We start from the raw sequence: 16,484 nt of genomic DNA, 5'->3' as shown, positions 1-16,484 counted from the left end.
ACCGCCTTCGGGAATGTCCACCAGCGCCACCTTGTGCGCCTGCGGCACCTTGTCGAGCAGCGTGAGGCCGGACGGCAGCACCGTGCCCGCAGGCAGGCCGCCGTCGTTGGCCACGATGGCCACGTTGTCGGCCGGATGCATGCCGATGGAAAGTGGGGGGGTTGGCATTCAGTCTCCGTTAGTCCGCCATGATGTGACCCAGCTGGATCACCTTTTTCCAGCGTGCAAATTCTGATGCCTGGAAAGCTGTAAATTGTTCTGGAGTGTTGCCAACGATCTCGAAGCCTAGATCCAGCAACCGCTGCTTGATCTGAGGATCGTTCAAGCCGCTAACGATGGCTTCACGTAGCTTGCCCTTGATGTCGCTTGGCATGCCTTTAGGGGCAGCAATTGCCTGCCAAGAATAGACTGTCACACCTTTGTAGCCTAGCTCTTCCATTGTGGGAACGTCAGGCAGTAAAGGCGATCGTTTGCTGCTGGTAATCGCAAGTGCACGAAGCTTGCCAGCTTTGATATTGGGCAGCCCTGTATTGATATTCATGAACGTAGAGTCCACCTGTCCTCCAAGAAGGTCGGACATCGCTGGTGCCCCTCCCTTGTAGGGCACATGCACGCCTTTAGTTCCTGTTTCTTGCCAGAATAATTCTGCGGTCAAATGATCCGAAGTGCCATTGCCAGCTGAAGCAAAAGTCACTTTGTCAGGACGAGCCTTGAGATCCGACATCAGATCCGCCAGATTTTTGTAGGGCGATGCTGCCGGTACAGCGAGCACATTGGGCGCTTGCACCGCAACCGTGATGTAGTCAAAGTCCTTGAGCGCGTCATAGCCCGCACTCTTCACCAGATGTGGTCCGATCACGAAGGGTCCAAGCGACGAGACAAATAGCGTGTAGCCATCTGGCGCCGCTCGTTTTGCCAAGCCTGCCCCTAGCATGCCACCGGCACCAGGCTTGTTTTCAACGATAAAGGTACCGCCCAATTTTTCCTGCAGTTTTGGACCAAGCGTCCGGGCGATCATGTCAGTGGATCCTCCTGGAGGAAACGGCACCAGCATCGTTACGGGTCGAGCAGGCCAAGTTTGTGCAATAGCAGCGCCGCACGCGACAAGGCTCAACGTCAACGTAGTGATAAGGCGTTTCATGGATGTCTCCTTTAGGTATAGGTATAGGTATAGGTATTGATAGAAAAGACTTAAGGCCGCTGGCCAACCTCAAACTGCTCTCGAGTCCACGCATGTGCTTGTTCGCTCAAACTCAGTCCCAGGCCTGGACGATGAGGAACCAACATGCGACCGTCTTTGATTTCTAGGCGCTCGTTGAATAGAGGCTCCAGCCAATCAAAGTGCTCCACCCAAGGCTCAGTCGGATAGCATGCCGCCAGGTGCACATGCAACTCCATGGCGAAGTGCGGAGCCAACATCAGTCCTGCATGTTCTGCCTGGGCCGCGATCTTCAAAAACGGCGTAATGCCGCCCACACGAGGTCCATCTGGCATTAAGTAATCCGCAGCACGATGGCGGATCAAGTCTCCATGCTCCATCGCGCTGGTCAGCATTTCGCCGGTAGCAATGGGAGTGTCAAACTGCGCCGCCAAGGCGGCATGGCCTTCATGGTCATAGGCATCGAGCGGCTCTTCAATCCAAACAAGATTGAACTGCTCAAACGTGCGGCACATGCGCTGTGCGGTGGGGCGATTCCATTGCTGATTAGCGTCCACCATCAAAGCCACGTCCTCACCCAAGTGACGACGAACAGCTTCGACGCGCTGGATATCAAGCTTGCTATCGGGCTGCCCTACCTTGAGCTTGATACCACCGATGCCGCGAGCTACCGATGCTTCTGCATTCACCAAGAGCTGGTCTAGCGGTGTGTGCAGGAAGCCGCCGGAAGTGTTGTAGCAGGCCACGGAATCACGGTACGACCCCAACAACTTAGCCAGAGGCAGGTTGGCGCGACGAGCCTTAAGGTCATACAGCGCAACGTCAAAGGCTCCAATGGCTTGCGTGGCAAGCCCACTGCGCCCCACAGAAGCCCCGGCCCAGCACAATTTCGTCCACAGTCGGCCGATGTCGCTTGGGTCCTCTCCTAAAAGCGTGGGTGCTATCTCGCGAGCGTGGGAAAACTGGCCCGGCCCGCCAGCACGCTTGGAATAGCTGAGACCTAGACCCGTATGACCCTGCGCTGTTGCGACTTCTGCAAACAGCATTGCTATCTCTGTCATGGGCTTCTGACGGCCTGTGAGCACCTTGGCGTCGCTTATTGGATTGGCTAATGGCAAATAGCAAGAAGACAGACGGATCCAAACAATTTTGTCTCCATCACTTGAAGATTGGCTGCTGCTCATTTTACTGATAACGTTATCATTTAAGTTAAATAAAAACACGCACATGTATGAAATGTACGTGTCACTGCTTGATTTCCGTAATGATATCGTTCACATTTTCCAAAGGTCAAGCGATCCTCGGGAAAGCCCGGATAATTAAGTGCAGCCTTGCCCTCTTCCCCCTCCTCCCGATGTCTTCTGTCCCCCGCCTTAAAAACAAGACCTTACACGACGTAGCGCGCAGTGCGGGCGTGTCGTTGATGACGGCTTCCCGAGCAATAAGTCAACCCGAGTTGGTAGCCAAGGAAACACGAGAAAAGGTGATGCTTGCGGTGCAGGTCACCGGTTACATCCCCAATCGGCTTGCGGGGGGACTCAAGTCACAGCGGAGTCATACTGTGGCGGCGTTGGTCCCAGTAATTTCCGTACCCCAATTCCTGCCCACGATTCAAACCTTGACAGAGGTGCTCGAACAGGCTGGTTACCAGTTGATTGTTGGCCAAACAGGATATGACCGAGCGCGTGAAGCTGCACTCCTGAATACGATGCTGAGTCGCCGCGTAGATGGCATTGTCATGGCTGGCCTACTACAGCCAGGCGATGCTGCTCAAAAGCTTACGCAACTTGGCATTCCAGTCGTGGAGACTTGGGACATGACCGAGCGACCTGTCGATACCGTAGTTGGGTTTTCGCATGTCAAGGTCGGTAGTGCAGTGGCAGGCTATTTCTTGTCCAAGGGATGGCACCGAGTTGGCTTAGCTACCGGTGATGATCAGCGCGCAACACTTCGACGCGAGGGCTTTCTCTCAGTAATGGGGCGCGAAGTTCCCACTGCCATCGTCAAAGCTCCCGCGAGCGTCCAACTTGGCCGACAGGCGCTTGGTGAGGTGCTACGACAAGATCCGCTGGTACGGGCTGTTTTTTGTAGCTCAGACGGCATGGCGCAAGGGGTGTTGATTGAAGCACAGGTCCGGGGCATCCGCGTACCGGAAGAGTTGGCAGTTCTGGGCTTTGGCGGTGCCGAGTTTTCAGCACATCTCAGCCCTTCATTAAGCACCGTTCAAGTCGATGGCGCAGCCATCGGTGTACATGCCGCTGAACTGATTCTTGCCCGCTGTCAGGGCAAACCGGTTGCACAGCGTATTGTTGATATCGGCTTTCAGATCGTTGAGAGAGAGTCCACTATGGTGTCCAACAGCTAGCATCAGACTCTGCACACTAGTGCTGTTGATTTCCACCCAGAAGTGACCCACTAGCCCCCGGGGGGGATGCGGCATAAATCTTGGACTGGTTATGCAGCGATCCCGAGGGCCCTGCGGTACTCAACAGGGCTCCGTGCCCCTAACGAGATCTTGATCCGTTGCTCGTTGTACCAACGGATGTACGCGTTCAGAGCTTGCCTGAACTGCTCAATGCTCGTGGTTTGCCAGTCGCGGGCATAGAACAGTTCGTTTTTGAGCCGCCCAAAGAAGCCTTCACAGGCCGCATTGTCCGGTGAGTAGCCCTTGCGTGACATTGAGCGCACGAACTTGGCATCCGCTATGCGTGACAACCATCCTGGCCAGCGATAGTGGGCGCCACGGCCGGAGTGAACCATAGGTTGCACTTCGCTGTCATTGAGCTTGGCGATCGCGGCATCCAGCATCGTGTTGACCAGTTCAGCGTCGGGGCGTGTTCCGATAGACCAGCTCACCACCATTCCATGGAAGCAATCGATCATGGGCGAGAGGGCGTTGTTGCACAAATCGCCGACTAGGGTCAGGTAGCCTCGGATGATGAGTCAGTCCCCGCAGTCCAAATCCCGCTACCGCATCACCAACTGGAAGCAATACAACACAGCGCTCAAAGCGCGGGGCTCATTGACCATCTGGCTGGATAAAAGCATGTCCTGGTTTGCCGCTGCCAGCGGCAAACGCGGGTGCAGCCCGCAGTTCTCGGATGCAGCGATTCAGTTCTGCCTGACCATCAAGAACCTATTTGGGTTGGCCTTGCGGCAGACCACAGGCTTTGTTCACTCACTACTGGCGTTGTCTGGACTGATGTGGCCGGTCCCCGACTTCAGCACGTTGTGTCGCCGCCAGCGCAGTCTGGATGTGCAGGTGGCGTAACGCTCGAGCGCAGCCGGCCTGCACCTGCTGGTTGACTCCACAGGCATTAAATTCTTGGGAGCAGGCGAGTGGAAATGCAAAAAGCATGCGCCGGAGCGTCGGCGCCAATGGCGCAAGCTGCACATCGGCATTGATGCGCAAACGCTGCAGGTACGGGCTATCTGCGTCACCTCTAACAATGTCACTGACGCTGCGGTGATGCCGCAACTATTGACACAAGTCCCGGGTGATGAGCCGCTGCTGACCGTAACAGGCGACGGGGCCTATGACACTCAGCCCGTGCATGAGGCGGTCATGCAGCGCAATGCCACTCCCATCATTCCCCCGAGAAAGAATGCAAGGATGCGCAAAGGCGATGTCTTTGTGCACCGCAATGCGGCTATCGCCGCATGCAGGCGCTTCGGTCGCAAGCTATGGAAAAGCTAGAGTGGTTACCACCGGCGCAGCTTGGTCGAGACCAAGATGAACTGCATCAAGCGGCTGGGTGAACGAGTGATGTCGCGCACGTTCGAGCGGCAGGTCAACGAACTGCACATTCGAGTCGCTATTCTCAATCGGTTTACTGAGCTGGGTTGCCCGCAGACGGTAGCTGTGGCATAGCCACGTCTGGGGTTGGGGAAATCTGGCCTGAGGCTGATTTGAATACGAAGGACTTCCCGCCATCTTGGCCTGCTGGATGCGCAGTGCAACGATGGCTCGGTAAGCCAATTTCTTCGTCATTTATCAGGAGTCGTGCCATGCAAACCATCGTTCGTGTCGGGGTCGATCTCGCAAAGAATGTGCTTCAAGTCCATGCAGTCGATGCTCAAGGGAGGATGATTACTAACCGAGCCATCCAGCGCAGCAAGTTCTTGGCATGGTGTGCGCAATTACCTGCAGGGTGTCTGGTGGCCATGGAGGCTTGTGGTGGTGCGCACCACTGGTGTCGGCAGTTGCTGCGCATGGGCTTGGATGCACGCATGATGGCAGCGGCACTGGTCGCACCCTATCGCATGCAGGGCAAGAGCGGTAAAAACGATGCCAATGATGCGGCTGCCATTTGTGAGGCAGCCAGTCGCCCTCAGATGCGCTTTGTCCCCGTTAAGACTCCAGAGCAGCAGGGCATACTATGTGTGCATCGGCTGCGTGAAGGGTTCAAAGAGGAACGCACAGCATGCATTAACCGTATTCGAGGATTGCTCGCCGAGTTTGGCATTGTCCTGCCGCAAAGCCCCAGAGACTTGCGCACCTATTTGCACGATATCTTGGAAGATGCGACCAATGACATCGCAGGCGCAGCCCGCATTGCGCTGCAGCGTGCACTCATGCATTGGCAAGAGCTCGATGAACATCTTCACTGGTGCGAGCAGCGTATTGCCGCTCACTGTAAAGAAGATGCACAGGTGCAGCGAGCTGCCGCCATCAAGGGCTTGGGGCCACTCACCGCATCAGCGATGGTCGCCACTGTGGGCGACTTCAGGCAGTTCAAGAACGGTGCACAGTTTGCCGCCTGGCTTGGGTTGACGCCCAGACAGAATTCCAGCGGAGGCAAATCCAATCTGGGTGCTATCACCAAGCGAGGCGATAGTTACCTGCGCACTTTGCTGGTCCAAGGGGCCAAGGCCGCAGTGCTGACCGGCAAACACAACCTCGACCCTATCTCCCAATGGGTGATGGCCTTGAGGCAGCGCAGTGGCTGGCAAAAGGCCGCCGTGGCGTTAGCCAACAAAAATGCACGCATCCTGTGGGCGCTCATGACACAGGAGCGTACCTACGAAGCAGCCCATATCAGCGAACGCCCCAGGCCACCCGTCTCTGCCGTTGCCTGAGACAGGCACTTCAACATGCCAGACGTGAAATCAAAGATGCAATGAACAGGTCAGACCAGCAGCAGGCAAGCTCGGTTGTTGCATTGTGAGTCGCAAACGTCACGAGATTTGAATGGAGCCCTGCTGCGCGGTTTGTTTCTGGGGACGCACACCTCGTGCCTAACCCCGTCTGTAGATGGGCAGTCTGTTCCTCGTTTCAAGCACCTGGATCGTTTTGGCAGACAGGTCAGTCAAAAAGCGCTTGCATTGACGGGAAGTCCCTGTAATGCAACAACGCCACCACAAACTACGGGCGAGACTGAACCTTTATGCGTTTCCAGAGTACAGTTCCGGTCAAGTACCCAGATTCACTGAGGCCTGTTTTTAAACGTCTTCTGAAAATCGCGGTTAACTTGATCGTATGCTGCGGGGATTCCAAGTGCTGGCTTAAGTCCATAAGTCACAACTGGCGGCGTTGGTCAATTACTGTGAGCCAAAGTTAGAACCTAAAGTCCTAAGTGACTGGATCAAATGTGGCTTGTCGACCATGAGGCCATCGATGCTAAGGGCTCCGGCTTGAGGGTGATTTGCAAACGCATCCACAATTCTCTGCGCACGTACCAGTTCTTGAGGGCTAGGTGAATAGCTTGTATTAATGATGTCAACCTGGCTTGGATGGATCGCGATGCGCCCTCGGAAGCCCCTACTGCGAGAAGCACGGCACGCGTCCTCCAAGCCTCTCTCATCCTTGAAGTCTGCATACAGGGTATCGATCGCCGGCACGTTTGCGGCCGCCGATGCTGACAGGCACAGTGCGCTAGCCAGAACATACAGCGGTGAATATTCTCCACTTGCCTCGCGATTGGACGTTGCACCGATCGCGGTCGACAGGTCTTCCGCGCCCCAAATTAGCCCCGCCAACCGCCCCAGTCCTGGTGCTCCGCTGGCATAGCCATGCATGTTCAGAATAGCCTGCGGCGTCTCCGTGGCAACCGCCACGATCTTCGCCTGACCGGCCGCCATGCCGGTCCTGGCCTCCAGGGCGTCCAGCCCGTAGGCCAGCCGCGTGATGTCAGCCACCGAATGGATCTTGGGCAGCACAATGCCAGCGACGCCGGGCAAGCACACGGCCGCCAGATCCTGGATGGCCCACTCGGTATCCAACGGATTGATGCGCACGTACAGCGCAGGTCCGCCCTGGCCCTTGCGCTCGGCAATGAACTCGGCCGCTAGGCTGCGGGCCAGCGGCTTGCGACCATCCGCCACGGAATCTTCCAGATCGAGGATCAGGGCGTCCGCCCGGCTGTCCACGGCCTTGGCCAGCTTGCGGTCACTGTCCGCCGGCACAAACAGCATGGATCGCAAGGCTGTCATGCGGGCCTCCGCAGCATCAGGGCTTGCCGGGTGCAGGTGCAAACCTCCTCATCGCGCTGGTTGAAGCCCTGGTGCAAAAAGGTCACGATACCCTGGGCAGGACGGCTCTTGCTGGGACGCAGCTCCTGCACCGTGGTGCGTGAACGAATGGTGTCACCAAAAAACACAGGCTTGGGAAAGCGCGTATCGGTCATGCCCAGGTTCGCAACCGTGGTCCCCAGCGTGGTGTCCTGCACCGTCACGCCAATCACAAAACCCAGCGTGAAGATGCTGTTGACCAGCGGCCGGCCGAATTCCGTGTTCTTGCAATACTCGGCATCGATGTGGATCGATGCGGGGTTGTAGGTGGCGTTGCAAAACCACATGTTGTCGGCTTCAGTGAACGTGCGGCGGATTTCATGCTCGAAAGTCTGTCCGACCTTGAATTCGTCGAACCATATGCCTGTCATGGTGCTGTCCTTTCTGGGTTGTCGGCGAGAAGTGGGGGGATGTGACGCGGCGGCGGCCCGCCGCTGCCTCATGAGCGGTAGAAGTCGGCGTGCGTGCGGCGCAACTGGGCCTTCTGGATCTTGCCGGTGGCCGTCTTCGGCAGCTCTGGCACGACGATGACCGCCTTCGGACACTTGAACGGGCTGAGCCCCTCGCGCAGCCTCCGCAGCAATCCCTCCGTATCCAGGTTCTGGCCATCGCCGGGTTTCACCACGGCGGTGATGGCCTCGGTCCAATGCGGATGGGGCAAACCGATCACGGCAACCTCGGCGAGCATGGGCTCAGTCTCCAGGATGGCTTTTTCGACCTCCACGGAAGACACGTTTTCGCCCCCGCTCTTGATGACATCCTTGAAGCGGTCGTCAAACCACAGCACGCCGTCGCCATCGAAATGCCCGGCATCGCCGGAATGGAACCAGCCGTGCCGAAAGACATCGGCCGTCGCCTGGGGGTTGTCCAGGTACTCCGACAGCACCTGGGCGCTGCGGTACACGATCTCGCCAGACTGCCCTGCTGTCAGCAGGTGGCCGGCATCGTCCATGATGGCCACGCGCACATTGGTCGCAGGCGTGCCCACGGCGCCCTCGTGCGAAAGCTGGTGCTCGGGACGGAAGAAAGTAGCGACCGGGCTCATTTCGGTCTGCCCGAACATCAGCGAGAACTCGCAGCCCAGCAGTTCCATCGCGCGAAGCAGGTCCTGCCGGGGCATAGTGGCCATGGCGTAGACCGTCAGGCGCAGGCTGTCGAGCCTGCGTGGCCTGCGGGCTTGTTCGTCGCATAGCAGGCGGATCATCATCGGCAAGGCAAACGCCACGGAAATGCGCTCGCGTTCGATGGCATCCAGCAGTGCCGCGGCGTCAAAGCCCCGGAAAATGACAATGGATGCCCCCGCAGCAATGGCAGGCGTGCACAAGGCATTGAGCTGGGCCGTGTGGAACAGCGGCAGCAGCGCTGTGACCCGGTCCTTGTCGGTCATGCGCGTGTCCAGCGCCGTGCCCAGCGAGTCCATGGTAATGGCCAGGTGGCTGCCCACCACGCCCTTGGGCGCCGACGTGGTGCCACTGGTGTAGAGGATGGTGATGGCGGCTTCGTTGGGCACGCATACCTCGGGCTCACCCTCGGAATGGCCCTCGCCCAGCGTATCAAAGCTGGGAGCCTGCCCCACTTCGGGGTCAATGACGAACAGCGGCATTTCATTGCAGCCCTCGTCCAAGGCGCCCTTCAGCTTACCCAGCAGGGCCTGTTCGACGACCACCGCTTTGGTTTTGGCATGGCCCTGCACATAGCGGATCTCCGACTCGCCCCACAGCAGATTGATAGGAACCAACGCGATACCTGCCTTGGCGCAGGCGAAGTACGTCACCAGGAACTCTGCGCGATTGCCGGACAACAATGCCAGCCGATCTCCCGGCTGAAAACCCTGAGCGATCAGTCCATGGGCAACACGGTTGACCCATGCATTGAACGCCGCATAGGTGAAGCACCGGGGGCCGTCGACGATCATGTCTTTGGCAGGATGGCGCTCCGCGGCACGCAGCAGCATATCGCCCACATTGACCCGGCGGATCAGGTTGTCGTGCAGCAAAGAAGTGGATGTCATGGGAAGTTGTCTCCGGTGAGTCGCAGGGAAAGGTCGATGCGCGCGTCAAAATCCGACCTGTGCAGGACCTTTGAGCGAAAGGATCTCGCGCGCCTCATCGGGCGTGGCCACTTGCAAGCCCAGACCTTCGATCACGGCCCGCGCCTGGCGCACCTGCGCTGCGTTGGACTCCGCCAGCTTGCCTTTGCCCAGCCACAGCGAGTCTTCGAGTCCGACGCGCACATGGCCGCCGTTGGCGGCGCTCAGTGCCGCAATCGGCAGCTGGTTGCGCCCGGCCCCCAGCGCCGACCATTGGTAGTGGCTGCCAAACAGCCGGTCGGCCGTGCGTTTCATATGGGCGAAGTCGTCCGGGTGCCCACCAATGCCCCCCAGCAGGCCGAACACGCCTTGGATGAACAGCGGTGCCTTGAGCAGGCCTTCCTTCCAGAAATGGTGGAGGTTGTACAGGTGGCTCGTGTCGTAGCACTCGAACTCGTAGCGCGTCCCGGTTTCGTTCAGCTGCGTCAGGGCATAGGTGATGTCCTTGAACGAATTACGGAACACCAGGTCCCGCGAGTCCTCCAGCATTTTTGGCTCCCAGGCATTCTTGAACTCCTTGAAGCGGCCCAGCATGGGAAACAGGCCGAAGTTCATGGAACCCATGTTCAAGCTGGCCACCTCCGGCCGCCAGGTGGCCGCAGGCCGGATGCGCTCTTCCACCGACATGAAGGGCGAGCCCCCCGTAGTCAGGTTCAGCACAGCGTCGCTGCGCTGCTTGATGCTCTGGAGGATGGGCTTGAAGGCCTCGGCACTTTGGTCGGGGCGCCCGTCCTCAGGGTTGCGCGCGTGCAGGTGGATGATGGCGGCCCCCGCCTCTGCGGCACCCACGGCCGCATCGGCGATCTCGGCCGCGGTCACGGGGAGGAAAGGCGACATCGACGGCGTGTGGATGGAACCCGTCACCGCGCAGGTGATGATGACTTTCGACATGGCGTCCTCTCTATATAGATCTGGGGAAAAGGTGCACGCACTCAGGCCTGCGTGCTGAAGTAATCGGGGCGACCGGCGGTCCACAGCTCTCCCCACATGCGGCCACCGCCATCCACGGTCATGACCTCCCCACTCATGAAGCTGGAGGCCGGGCTGGCCAAGAACACGGCCGCCTGGGCGATTTCGCGTAGCGTGCCGGGGCGTTTCATGGGGTTGGCCAGAGGGAACTCCTTCTGCGCCTCGGGCGGGTACACATCCAGGCCTTCGCTGGCGATCAGGCCAGGCGCCAAACAGTTGACGCGAATATTCAGTGGTGCCCATTCGACGGCGACCGTGCGTGTGGCGCCTATCACCCCTGCCCGGGCCGCAACCGTGTGCGCAATGCCGGGCATGCCACGCTCCACCACGGCGACCACGTTGACGATGTTGCCCGGCGCCTGCAAGTCGCGCCAATGGCGCGCGGCGGCCTGCATCATCATCCAGGTGCCGTTCAGATTGGTGTCGATGACCGCCTTCCAGCCCTTGACGCTGTAGTCGATAGCTGCCTGCGGGAACTGCCCGCCCGCGTTGTTGACGACTGCGGCCAGCGGGCCGAACTCCTTGGCCAGCACGGCGAAAAAGCCTTCGATCTCTTCGGGCTCGCGGATGTTGAGCGTGTAGGGCGTGATCTGCAGGCCGCGCTCCCGCGCCTCCTGTGCCGCGCGGTCGAGCTTCTCCTGGGTGCGGCCGCAGACCACCACATGGGCGCCGGACCGCGCCAAGGTGGCAGCGATGGCACGGCCGATGCCCGTGCCTCCGCCGGACACCAGCACGGTCTGCCCGCTAAACACACCAGGGGCGAAAACACTGGGGGTGGACCAGACATCTTCTTGCATGTTCAGCCCTTCAGCAGCTCGCCGCTGATGATGAGTTTGCGCACCTCGGTCGTTCCTGCGCCGATTTCCAGCAGCTTGATGGCCCGGTACAGCCGGTTGATCTCCGACTCCCAGATGTAACCATAGCCACCGTGCAGCTGCACGGCCTCGTCCAGCACCTGGTTCATGGTCTGCGACGCAAACATGATGGAGGCTGCCGTGATCTTGTGGATGTCGCCCCGGCCTGCATCGCCGTTCTCGGCCACGGAACTGGCCGCGCGCAGAGCCTGGTACACGAACAGCCGCATGGATTCCACACCCACATACATCTTGGCAAGCTTGTCCTGGATGAGCTGGAAACTGGCGATCGGCTGGCGGAACTGCTCACGGGTACGCGCATATTCGATGGACAGCTCCAACGCCCGCTCGGCGATGCCCAGGCAGATCGGCGCCACCATGGCACGCTCCAGATCCAGCCCGCCCATCACCACCTTGACCCCCGCGTTTTCCACGCCTACCAGGTTGTCCACCGGGACCATGCAGTCCTCGAACACCAGCTCCGCAGTCTGGCTGCCACGAAATCCCATCTTCTCCAGCTTCTGGGCCACCTTGAATCCCGGGAAGCTGGCTTCCACGATGAAGGCCGAGATCCCGTGCACGCCTTTGTGCGGATCGGTCTTGGCGTACACCAGCAGCACGTCAGCCACCGGACCATTGGTGATGAAAATCTTGCTGCCATTGATGCGGTAGTGGTCGCCCTCCCGCACAGCGGTGGTCCGCATGGAACCCAGGGCATCCGAGCCCGCGCCAGGCTCGGTCAAGCCCAGCGCACCAACGGTTTTGCCGCTGCACAGGCCCGGCACGTACTTCGCCAACTGCGCGGCATTGCCGTTGCGCAGGATGTTGTGCAGACACAGGTTCTCATGGGCCACCCAGCTCAGCGCCAACGCATGGTTCCAGCGCGAGAACGCCTGCAGGATCAAGCCGCTGGTGAACAGGTCGGCCCCGGAGCCACCCAGCTCGGGAGCAGCGGTAATGCCGAAGTAGCCGTTGCGGCCCAGCAGGGGAAAGGCCTCCGCGGGCCACCACTCCTCGGTATCCATGCGTACGGCCAGCGGATAGAGCTCGGCCCTGGCGAACTGGTCGGCAGTGCCAAGGATCACGGTTTCATCGTCCGACAGTCCGGTGAAAAGTTGGGCTGGAGAATCTGGTGTGTGCGATGTCATGGTCTGGCTGGCAGATTTTAAGTGAGTAACGCTCATTAGACTTTTCATATTTCAATTTTTTTAGAGGAAAATCACCAAGACAAATAATGAGTTGAACTCACTTATTCTTGCGACATAGCCATCGAAACCCATGGAGGTATGTCTTGCAAACCTGGACCTTTGACACCGTGCTGGTCGCCAACCGCGGGGAGATCGCGCTGCGTATCCTGCGGAGCGCCAAGGCATTGGGACTGAAAACGGCCGTGGTCTATCACCGTGCGGATGCCCAATCCCCCGCGGTGCAACTGGCCGACCAGGCCATCGAAATCACCGGATCCACGCCCGTTGCGGCCTACCTGGATGCGGCGCAGGTCCTGGCGGCAGCACGCCGCTGCGGCAAGGTCGCCATCCACCCCGGATATGGCTTTCTGTCCGAAAACGCCGACTTCGCCCGGGCCTGTGTGGCCGAAGGCATGGTCTTTGTCGGCCCCAGCCCCGAGGCCATCGATCTGATGGGTGACAAGGTGCGCGCACGCGCCTTTGTCGAAAAGCACGGCTTTCCCGTGGCCCCCTCGGCCATCGAAGACGACGATCCGGCCAGCTTCGTCCAGCGCGCGTCCAAGCTGGCGTTCCCGCTGCTGATCAAGCCCGCGGCCGGTGGCGGCGGCAAGGGCATGCGCGTGGTGCGCGACCCCGAGCATCTGGTCAGCGAGATCGAGCGGGCACGCAGCGAAGGACTGCGTTACTTCGGCGATGGCCGCCTCTACGTCGAGCGTTACATCGAAAACCCCCGCCACATCGAAGTGCAGGTGCTGGGCGACACCCACGGCAACCTGGTGCACCTCTACGAACGCGAATGCTCGGTACAGCGCCGCTTCCAGAAAATCGTGGAAGAAACGCCCTCCCCTGCGCTGAGCGAAAGCCGCCGCCGCGAAATCTGCGAAACCGCCGCCGGCATTGCACGCAGCGCGGGCTACAGCAACGCCGGCACGGTGGAGTTCATCTACGGTGCCGGCGGGGAGTTCTACTTCCTGGAGATGAACACCCGCCTGCAGGTCGAGCACCCGGTGACCGAGCAGCTCTTGGGGGTGGACCTGGTGGCCGAGCAATTGCGCGTTGCCTCGGGCAGCGTCCTGCCTTTTGCTCAGGCCGATCTGCAACCCACAGGCCATGCCATCGAGTTCCGGGTGTACGCCGAGGATGCCGCAGCAGGCTATCTGCCCACCACCGGCCCCGTGCTGGCACTGCGTGAGCCCAGCGGTGAAGGCGTGCGTGTGGACACAGGCATCCGAGAAGGGCAGGACGTGACGGCCGCCTTTGACCCGATGCTGGCCAAGCTCATCATCACCGGCGCTGACCGAAGCGATGCACTGGCCCGCGCCGATCAAGCCCTGAAGGACTACGTGCTGCTGGGCTGCAAGACCAATCTGGCCTTCCTGCGCCGCCTGTTGCACCACCCTGCATTTGTGGCGGGCGAAGTCCACACAGGCTTTCTGGACGCCAACCCCGACATCGCCGCCGAGCCTGTGCTGCCCGAGCAAACGCTGCACAAGCTGCTGGCTGCTGCGGCCCTGGCCACGCGCCCCATCAAAGATGCCGCAGATGCGGTTCCCCCCATGCATGCTGCCATGGGCGGCTGGAGAAACTGATGACCCACGCCTTGCGTTTTCAAAACCGCTTGCACGACGTCTGGCTGTCCAGGCCTGCGCAGCGCAGTTATGTGCTGCACCTGGGCGAGCAGGCCCTGCAAGTCGACCTGGTCGATGGAGCCTTGCACCCGACCCTGCACTTCCAGGGGCAGTCCTTGCCGGTACACATCGCTGTGCGCGGCGATGACGTGCACGTCCACCTCGAAGGCGAAGCCCATACCCTGAGCTACGCGCACCTGCTGGACCGCCTGGCATCGCAGACACAGGGCCAGTCCGGAGCGGTCTCCCGGGCGCCCATGCCAGGCTCGGTGATCCAGGTGCTGGTCGAGCCGGGCCAGGCCGTGCAGCGCGGCGACACCCTGCTGGTGATGGAGAGCATGAAGATGGAATCCGCCATCAGCGCGGAAATCGACGGCGTGGTCCACGAGGTTCATGTGCAAAAAGGACAGACTTTCGAGCGTGATGCACTGCTGGTCACGCTTGAGCCCTCGGAGACCCAGACATGAAACGCATCCAATCCAAGCTGAACACCCAGTCCGCCGACTTCCAAGCCAACCTCCAGCACAACGAAAACCTGGTCCGACAACTGCACAAACTGCAGCACAAGGTCCGCCACGAACGCCCCGAGCGTGATGTGCAGCGCCTGACGCGGCAAAACAAGATGCCGGTGCGCGACCGCATCCAGCTGCTGCTCGACCCTGGCACCCCCTTCCTGGAGCTGTCGACCCTGGCCGCCAACCAGGATTACGAAGGCGATGTACCGGGTGCGGGCATCGTCACCGGCATCGGCATCGTGGCAGGGCGCGAAGTGGTGATCCACGCTTCGGACCCCAGTGTCAAGGGTGGTGCCTGGTACCCCTTGTCGGTGAAAAAAATCGTGCGCGCCACCGACATCGCAGTGGAGAACCGGCTGCCGATGATCCACCTGTGCGACAGCGCAGGCGGTTTCCTGCCGCTGCAGGCCGACCTGTTTGCCGACCGCTACCTGGCGGGCCGCATCTTCCGCAACCAGTGCACGCTGTCCAAGATGAACGTGCCGCAAGTGGCCATCGTGCTGGGGCACTGCACAGCTGGTGGAGCCTATGTGCCTGCGCTGTCGGACTACAGCGTCATCGTGCGGGGCAACGGCGGGGTATTCCTGGGCGGGCCTCCACTGGTGAAGGCGGCGACAGGTGAAGAGGTCTCGGCCGATGAGCTGGGAGGCGCCGACATGCACACCCGCGTCTCCGGCACCTCCGACTACCCAGCCAGTACCGAAGCCGAAGCCATCGCCATTGCCCGCGACGTGGTCGCACAGTGGAAACGCCCGACCAAGGCCGGCGTCGAGTGGCAGGAGCCCGAAGCCCCCTACTACGACTCCAAGGAGCTCTACGGCATCATTCCGCGCGACATCAAGGTGCAGTTCGACATGCACGAAATCATCGCGCGCATGGTGGATGGCAGCCGCTTCCACGAGTACCAGCCTGCCTATGGCACCACACTGGTGTGCGGCTTTGCCCACCTGTGGGGCTACAAGGTCGGCATCCTGGCCAACAACGGCGTGCTGTTCAATGAAAGCGCGCTCAAGGGCGCCCACTTCATCGAACTATGTAACCAGAACCGCACACCGCTCATCTTCCTGCAGAACATCACCGGCTTCATGGTGGGGCGCGAGTACGAACGCCGCGGCATCACCAAGGACGGGGCCAAAATGATCATGGCGGTGACCGGCTCCACCGTACCCAAATTCACCGTGGTCTGCAACGGCTCCTACGGCGCTGGCACCTATGGCATGTCCGGCCGCGCCTTCGACCCCCGCTTCCTTTTCATGTGGCCGCAGAGCCAGATCTCGGTCATGGGGGCGGAGCAAGCCGCCAACGTGCTGGCGGACATCAAGCTGCGCCAGCTGGCCCGCAGCGGCCAGTCACTGACCGTCGAGGAAATCGCTGCCATCCGCGACCCCATCCTGGGCAACTACCAGCGCCAGTCCAGCGCCCTGTTTTCCACCTCACGCATCTGGGACGACGGCATCCTCGACCCCATCGACACCCGCAACGCGCTGGGGGTGAGCCTTTCTGCAGCTTTGAATGCCCCGATCGCCGACCCCAGCTACGGCGTGTTCCGCATGTGATTTCCCGCCAATGACAT

13 protein-coding genes and 3 pseudogenes are annotated in these 16,484 nt (G+C 60.3%); 6 read left to right on the top strand and 10 right to left on the bottom strand.

What is annotated here, in order from left to right:
- The 3 genes and pseudogenes from garD to AAIL67_RS22145 all read right to left on the bottom strand — a co-directional run.
- A pseudogene (gene garD, locus AAIL67_RS22155) lies at positions 1-168 on the bottom strand (galactarate dehydratase); the annotation flags it as partial.
- 10 nt (positions 169-178) lie between these two features.
- Positions 179-1,141 carry a tripartite tricarboxylate transporter substrate binding protein gene (locus AAIL67_RS22150; RefSeq protein ID WP_343484927.1) on the bottom strand — a complete coding sequence of 321 codons (963 nt, stop codon included), beginning with the start codon at positions 1,139-1,141 and terminating at the stop codon, positions 179-181.
- A gap of 50 nt (positions 1,142-1,191) precedes the next feature.
- Complete coding sequence (locus tag AAIL67_RS22145) at positions 1,192-2,343, bottom strand: mandelate racemase/muconate lactonizing enzyme family protein (RefSeq protein ID WP_343484932.1); 1,152 nt, start codon at positions 2,341-2,343, stop codon at positions 1,192-1,194.
- A gap of 170 nt (positions 2,344-2,513) precedes the next feature.
- Between AAIL67_RS22145 and AAIL67_RS22140 the strand changes: the two genes are divergently transcribed.
- On the top strand, positions 2,514-3,524 hold the full coding sequence (locus AAIL67_RS22140; RefSeq protein WP_343484931.1) for a LacI family DNA-binding transcriptional regulator: 1,011 nt from the start codon (positions 2,514-2,516) through the stop codon (positions 3,522-3,524).
- Positions 3,525-3,613: 89 nt separating this feature from the next.
- Here the strand turns inward: AAIL67_RS22140 and AAIL67_RS22135 are convergent.
- A pseudogene (locus tag AAIL67_RS22135) lies at positions 3,614-4,051 on the bottom strand (IS3 family transposase); the annotation flags it as partial.
- Positions 4,052-4,097: 46 nt separating this feature from the next.
- Here AAIL67_RS22135 and AAIL67_RS22130 point away from each other — a divergent pair.
- Both AAIL67_RS22130 and AAIL67_RS22125 read left to right on the top strand, forming a co-directional pair.
- A pseudogene (locus AAIL67_RS22130) lies at positions 4,098-5,030 on the top strand (IS5 family transposase).
- Between the two features lie 137 nt (positions 5,031-5,167).
- Positions 5,168-6,238, top strand: coding sequence for an IS110 family transposase (locus AAIL67_RS22125; protein WP_343484930.1), 1,071 nt, complete (start codon positions 5,168-5,170; stop codon positions 6,236-6,238).
- A gap of 462 nt (positions 6,239-6,700) precedes the next feature.
- On the opposite strand, the gene AAIL67_RS22120 is transcribed toward AAIL67_RS22125, so the two are convergent.
- Genes AAIL67_RS22120 through AAIL67_RS22095 form a run of 6 tightly spaced genes read right to left on the bottom strand, consistent with a single transcriptional unit; the run spans position 6,701 to position 12,765 of the window.
- Entirely contained in the window at positions 6,701-7,591 is an 891-nt protein-coding gene (locus AAIL67_RS22120; protein ID WP_343484926.1) for a CoA ester lyase, read from the bottom strand.
- Entirely contained in the window at positions 7,588-8,112 is a 525-nt protein-coding gene (locus AAIL67_RS22115; RefSeq protein WP_343484925.1) for a MaoC family dehydratase, read from the bottom strand. Before AAIL67_RS22115 ends, AAIL67_RS22120 begins: the two co-directional genes overlap by 4 nt.
- Positions 8,109-9,680, bottom strand: a complete 1,572-nt coding sequence (locus AAIL67_RS22110; RefSeq protein WP_343484924.1) for an AMP-binding protein — start codon at positions 9,678-9,680, stop codon at positions 8,109-8,111. The genes AAIL67_RS22115 and AAIL67_RS22110 overlap by 4 nt, the downstream gene beginning before the upstream one ends.
- Positions 9,681-9,725: 45 nt before the next feature.
- Positions 9,726-10,649 carry a 3-keto-5-aminohexanoate cleavage protein gene (locus AAIL67_RS22105; RefSeq protein WP_343484923.1) on the bottom strand — a complete coding sequence of 308 codons (924 nt, stop codon included), beginning with the start codon at positions 10,647-10,649 and terminating at the stop codon, positions 9,726-9,728.
- Positions 10,650-10,690: 41 nt separating this feature from the next.
- Positions 10,691-11,524 carry an SDR family oxidoreductase gene (locus AAIL67_RS22100; protein WP_343484922.1) on the bottom strand — a complete coding sequence of 278 codons (834 nt, stop codon included), beginning with the start codon at positions 11,522-11,524 and terminating at the stop codon, positions 10,691-10,693.
- Between the two features lie 2 nt (positions 11,525-11,526).
- On the bottom strand, positions 11,527-12,765 hold the full coding sequence (locus AAIL67_RS22095) for an acyl-CoA dehydrogenase family protein (protein WP_343484920.1): 1,239 nt from the start codon (positions 12,763-12,765) through the stop codon (positions 11,527-11,529).
- 107 nt (positions 12,766-12,872) lie between these two features.
- On the opposite strand from AAIL67_RS22095, the gene AAIL67_RS22090 reads away from it, so the two are divergent.
- Genes AAIL67_RS22090 through AAIL67_RS22080 form a run of 3 tightly spaced genes read left to right on the top strand, consistent with a single transcriptional unit; the run spans position 12,873 to position 16,467 of the window.
- Complete coding sequence (locus tag AAIL67_RS22090; RefSeq protein ID WP_343484919.1) at positions 12,873-14,357, top strand: biotin carboxylase N-terminal domain-containing protein; 1,485 nt, start codon at positions 12,873-12,875, stop codon at positions 14,355-14,357.
- Complete coding sequence (locus AAIL67_RS22085; protein WP_343484918.1) at positions 14,357-14,863, top strand: biotin/lipoyl-containing protein; 507 nt, start codon at positions 14,357-14,359, stop codon at positions 14,861-14,863. Before AAIL67_RS22090 ends, AAIL67_RS22085 begins: the two co-directional genes overlap by 1 nt.
- A complete protein-coding gene (locus tag AAIL67_RS22080) occupies positions 14,860-16,467 on the top strand; it encodes a carboxyl transferase domain-containing protein (RefSeq protein WP_343484917.1) in 1,608 nt (535 codons plus the stop codon). The genes AAIL67_RS22085 and AAIL67_RS22080 overlap by 4 nt, the downstream gene beginning before the upstream one ends.
- Positions 16,468-16,484 lie beyond the last annotated feature (17 nt).

It is taken from the genome of Comamonas sp. A7-5, from assembly GCF_039581385.1.
GTDB lineage: Bacteria > Pseudomonadota > Gammaproteobacteria > Burkholderiales > Burkholderiaceae_C > Comamonas > Comamonas thiooxydans.
This window is presented reverse-complemented; position numbering and strand designations above follow the sequence as displayed.

What these genes read in the sequence shown, in the direction of transcription:
- AAIL67_RS22150 (WP_343484927.1), bottom strand. Translation starts at nt 1,141, where the DNA reads ATGAAACGCCTTATCACTACGTTGACGTTGAGCCTTGTCGCGTGCGGC.
- AAIL67_RS22145 (WP_343484932.1), bottom strand. Translation starts at nt 2,343, where the DNA reads ATGAGCAGCAGCCAATCTTCAAGTGATGGAGACAAAATTGTTTGGATC.
- AAIL67_RS22140 (WP_343484931.1), top strand. Translation starts at nt 2,514, where the DNA reads ATGTCTTCTGTCCCCCGCCTTAAAAACAAGACCTTACACGACGTAGCG.
- AAIL67_RS22125 (WP_343484930.1), top strand. Translation starts at nt 5,168, where the DNA reads ATGCAAACCATCGTTCGTGTCGGGGTCGATCTCGCAAAGAATGTGCTT.
- AAIL67_RS22120 (WP_343484926.1), bottom strand. Translation starts at nt 7,591, where the DNA reads ATGACAGCCTTGCGATCCATGCTGTTTGTGCCGGCGGACAGTGACCGC.
- AAIL67_RS22115 (WP_343484925.1), bottom strand. Translation starts at nt 8,112, where the DNA reads ATGAGGCAGCGGCGGGCCGCCGCCGCGTCACATCCCCCCACTTCTCGC.
- AAIL67_RS22110 (WP_343484924.1), bottom strand. Translation starts at nt 9,680, where the DNA reads ATGACATCCACTTCTTTGCTGCACGACAACCTGATCCGCCGGGTCAAT.
- AAIL67_RS22105 (WP_343484923.1), bottom strand. Translation starts at nt 10,649, where the DNA reads ATGTCGAAAGTCATCATCACCTGCGCGGTGACGGGTTCCATCCACACG.
- AAIL67_RS22100 (WP_343484922.1), bottom strand. Translation starts at nt 11,524, where the DNA reads ATGCAAGAAGATGTCTGGTCCACCCCCAGTGTTTTCGCCCCTGGTGTG.
- AAIL67_RS22095 (WP_343484920.1), bottom strand. Translation starts at nt 12,765, where the DNA reads ATGAGCGTTACTCACTTAAAATCTGCCAGCCAGACCATGACATCGCAC.
- AAIL67_RS22085 (WP_343484918.1), top strand. Translation starts at nt 14,357, where the DNA reads ATGACCCACGCCTTGCGTTTTCAAAACCGCTTGCACGACGTCTGGCTG.
- AAIL67_RS22080 (WP_343484917.1), top strand. Translation starts at nt 14,860, where the DNA reads ATGAAACGCATCCAATCCAAGCTGAACACCCAGTCCGCCGACTTCCAA.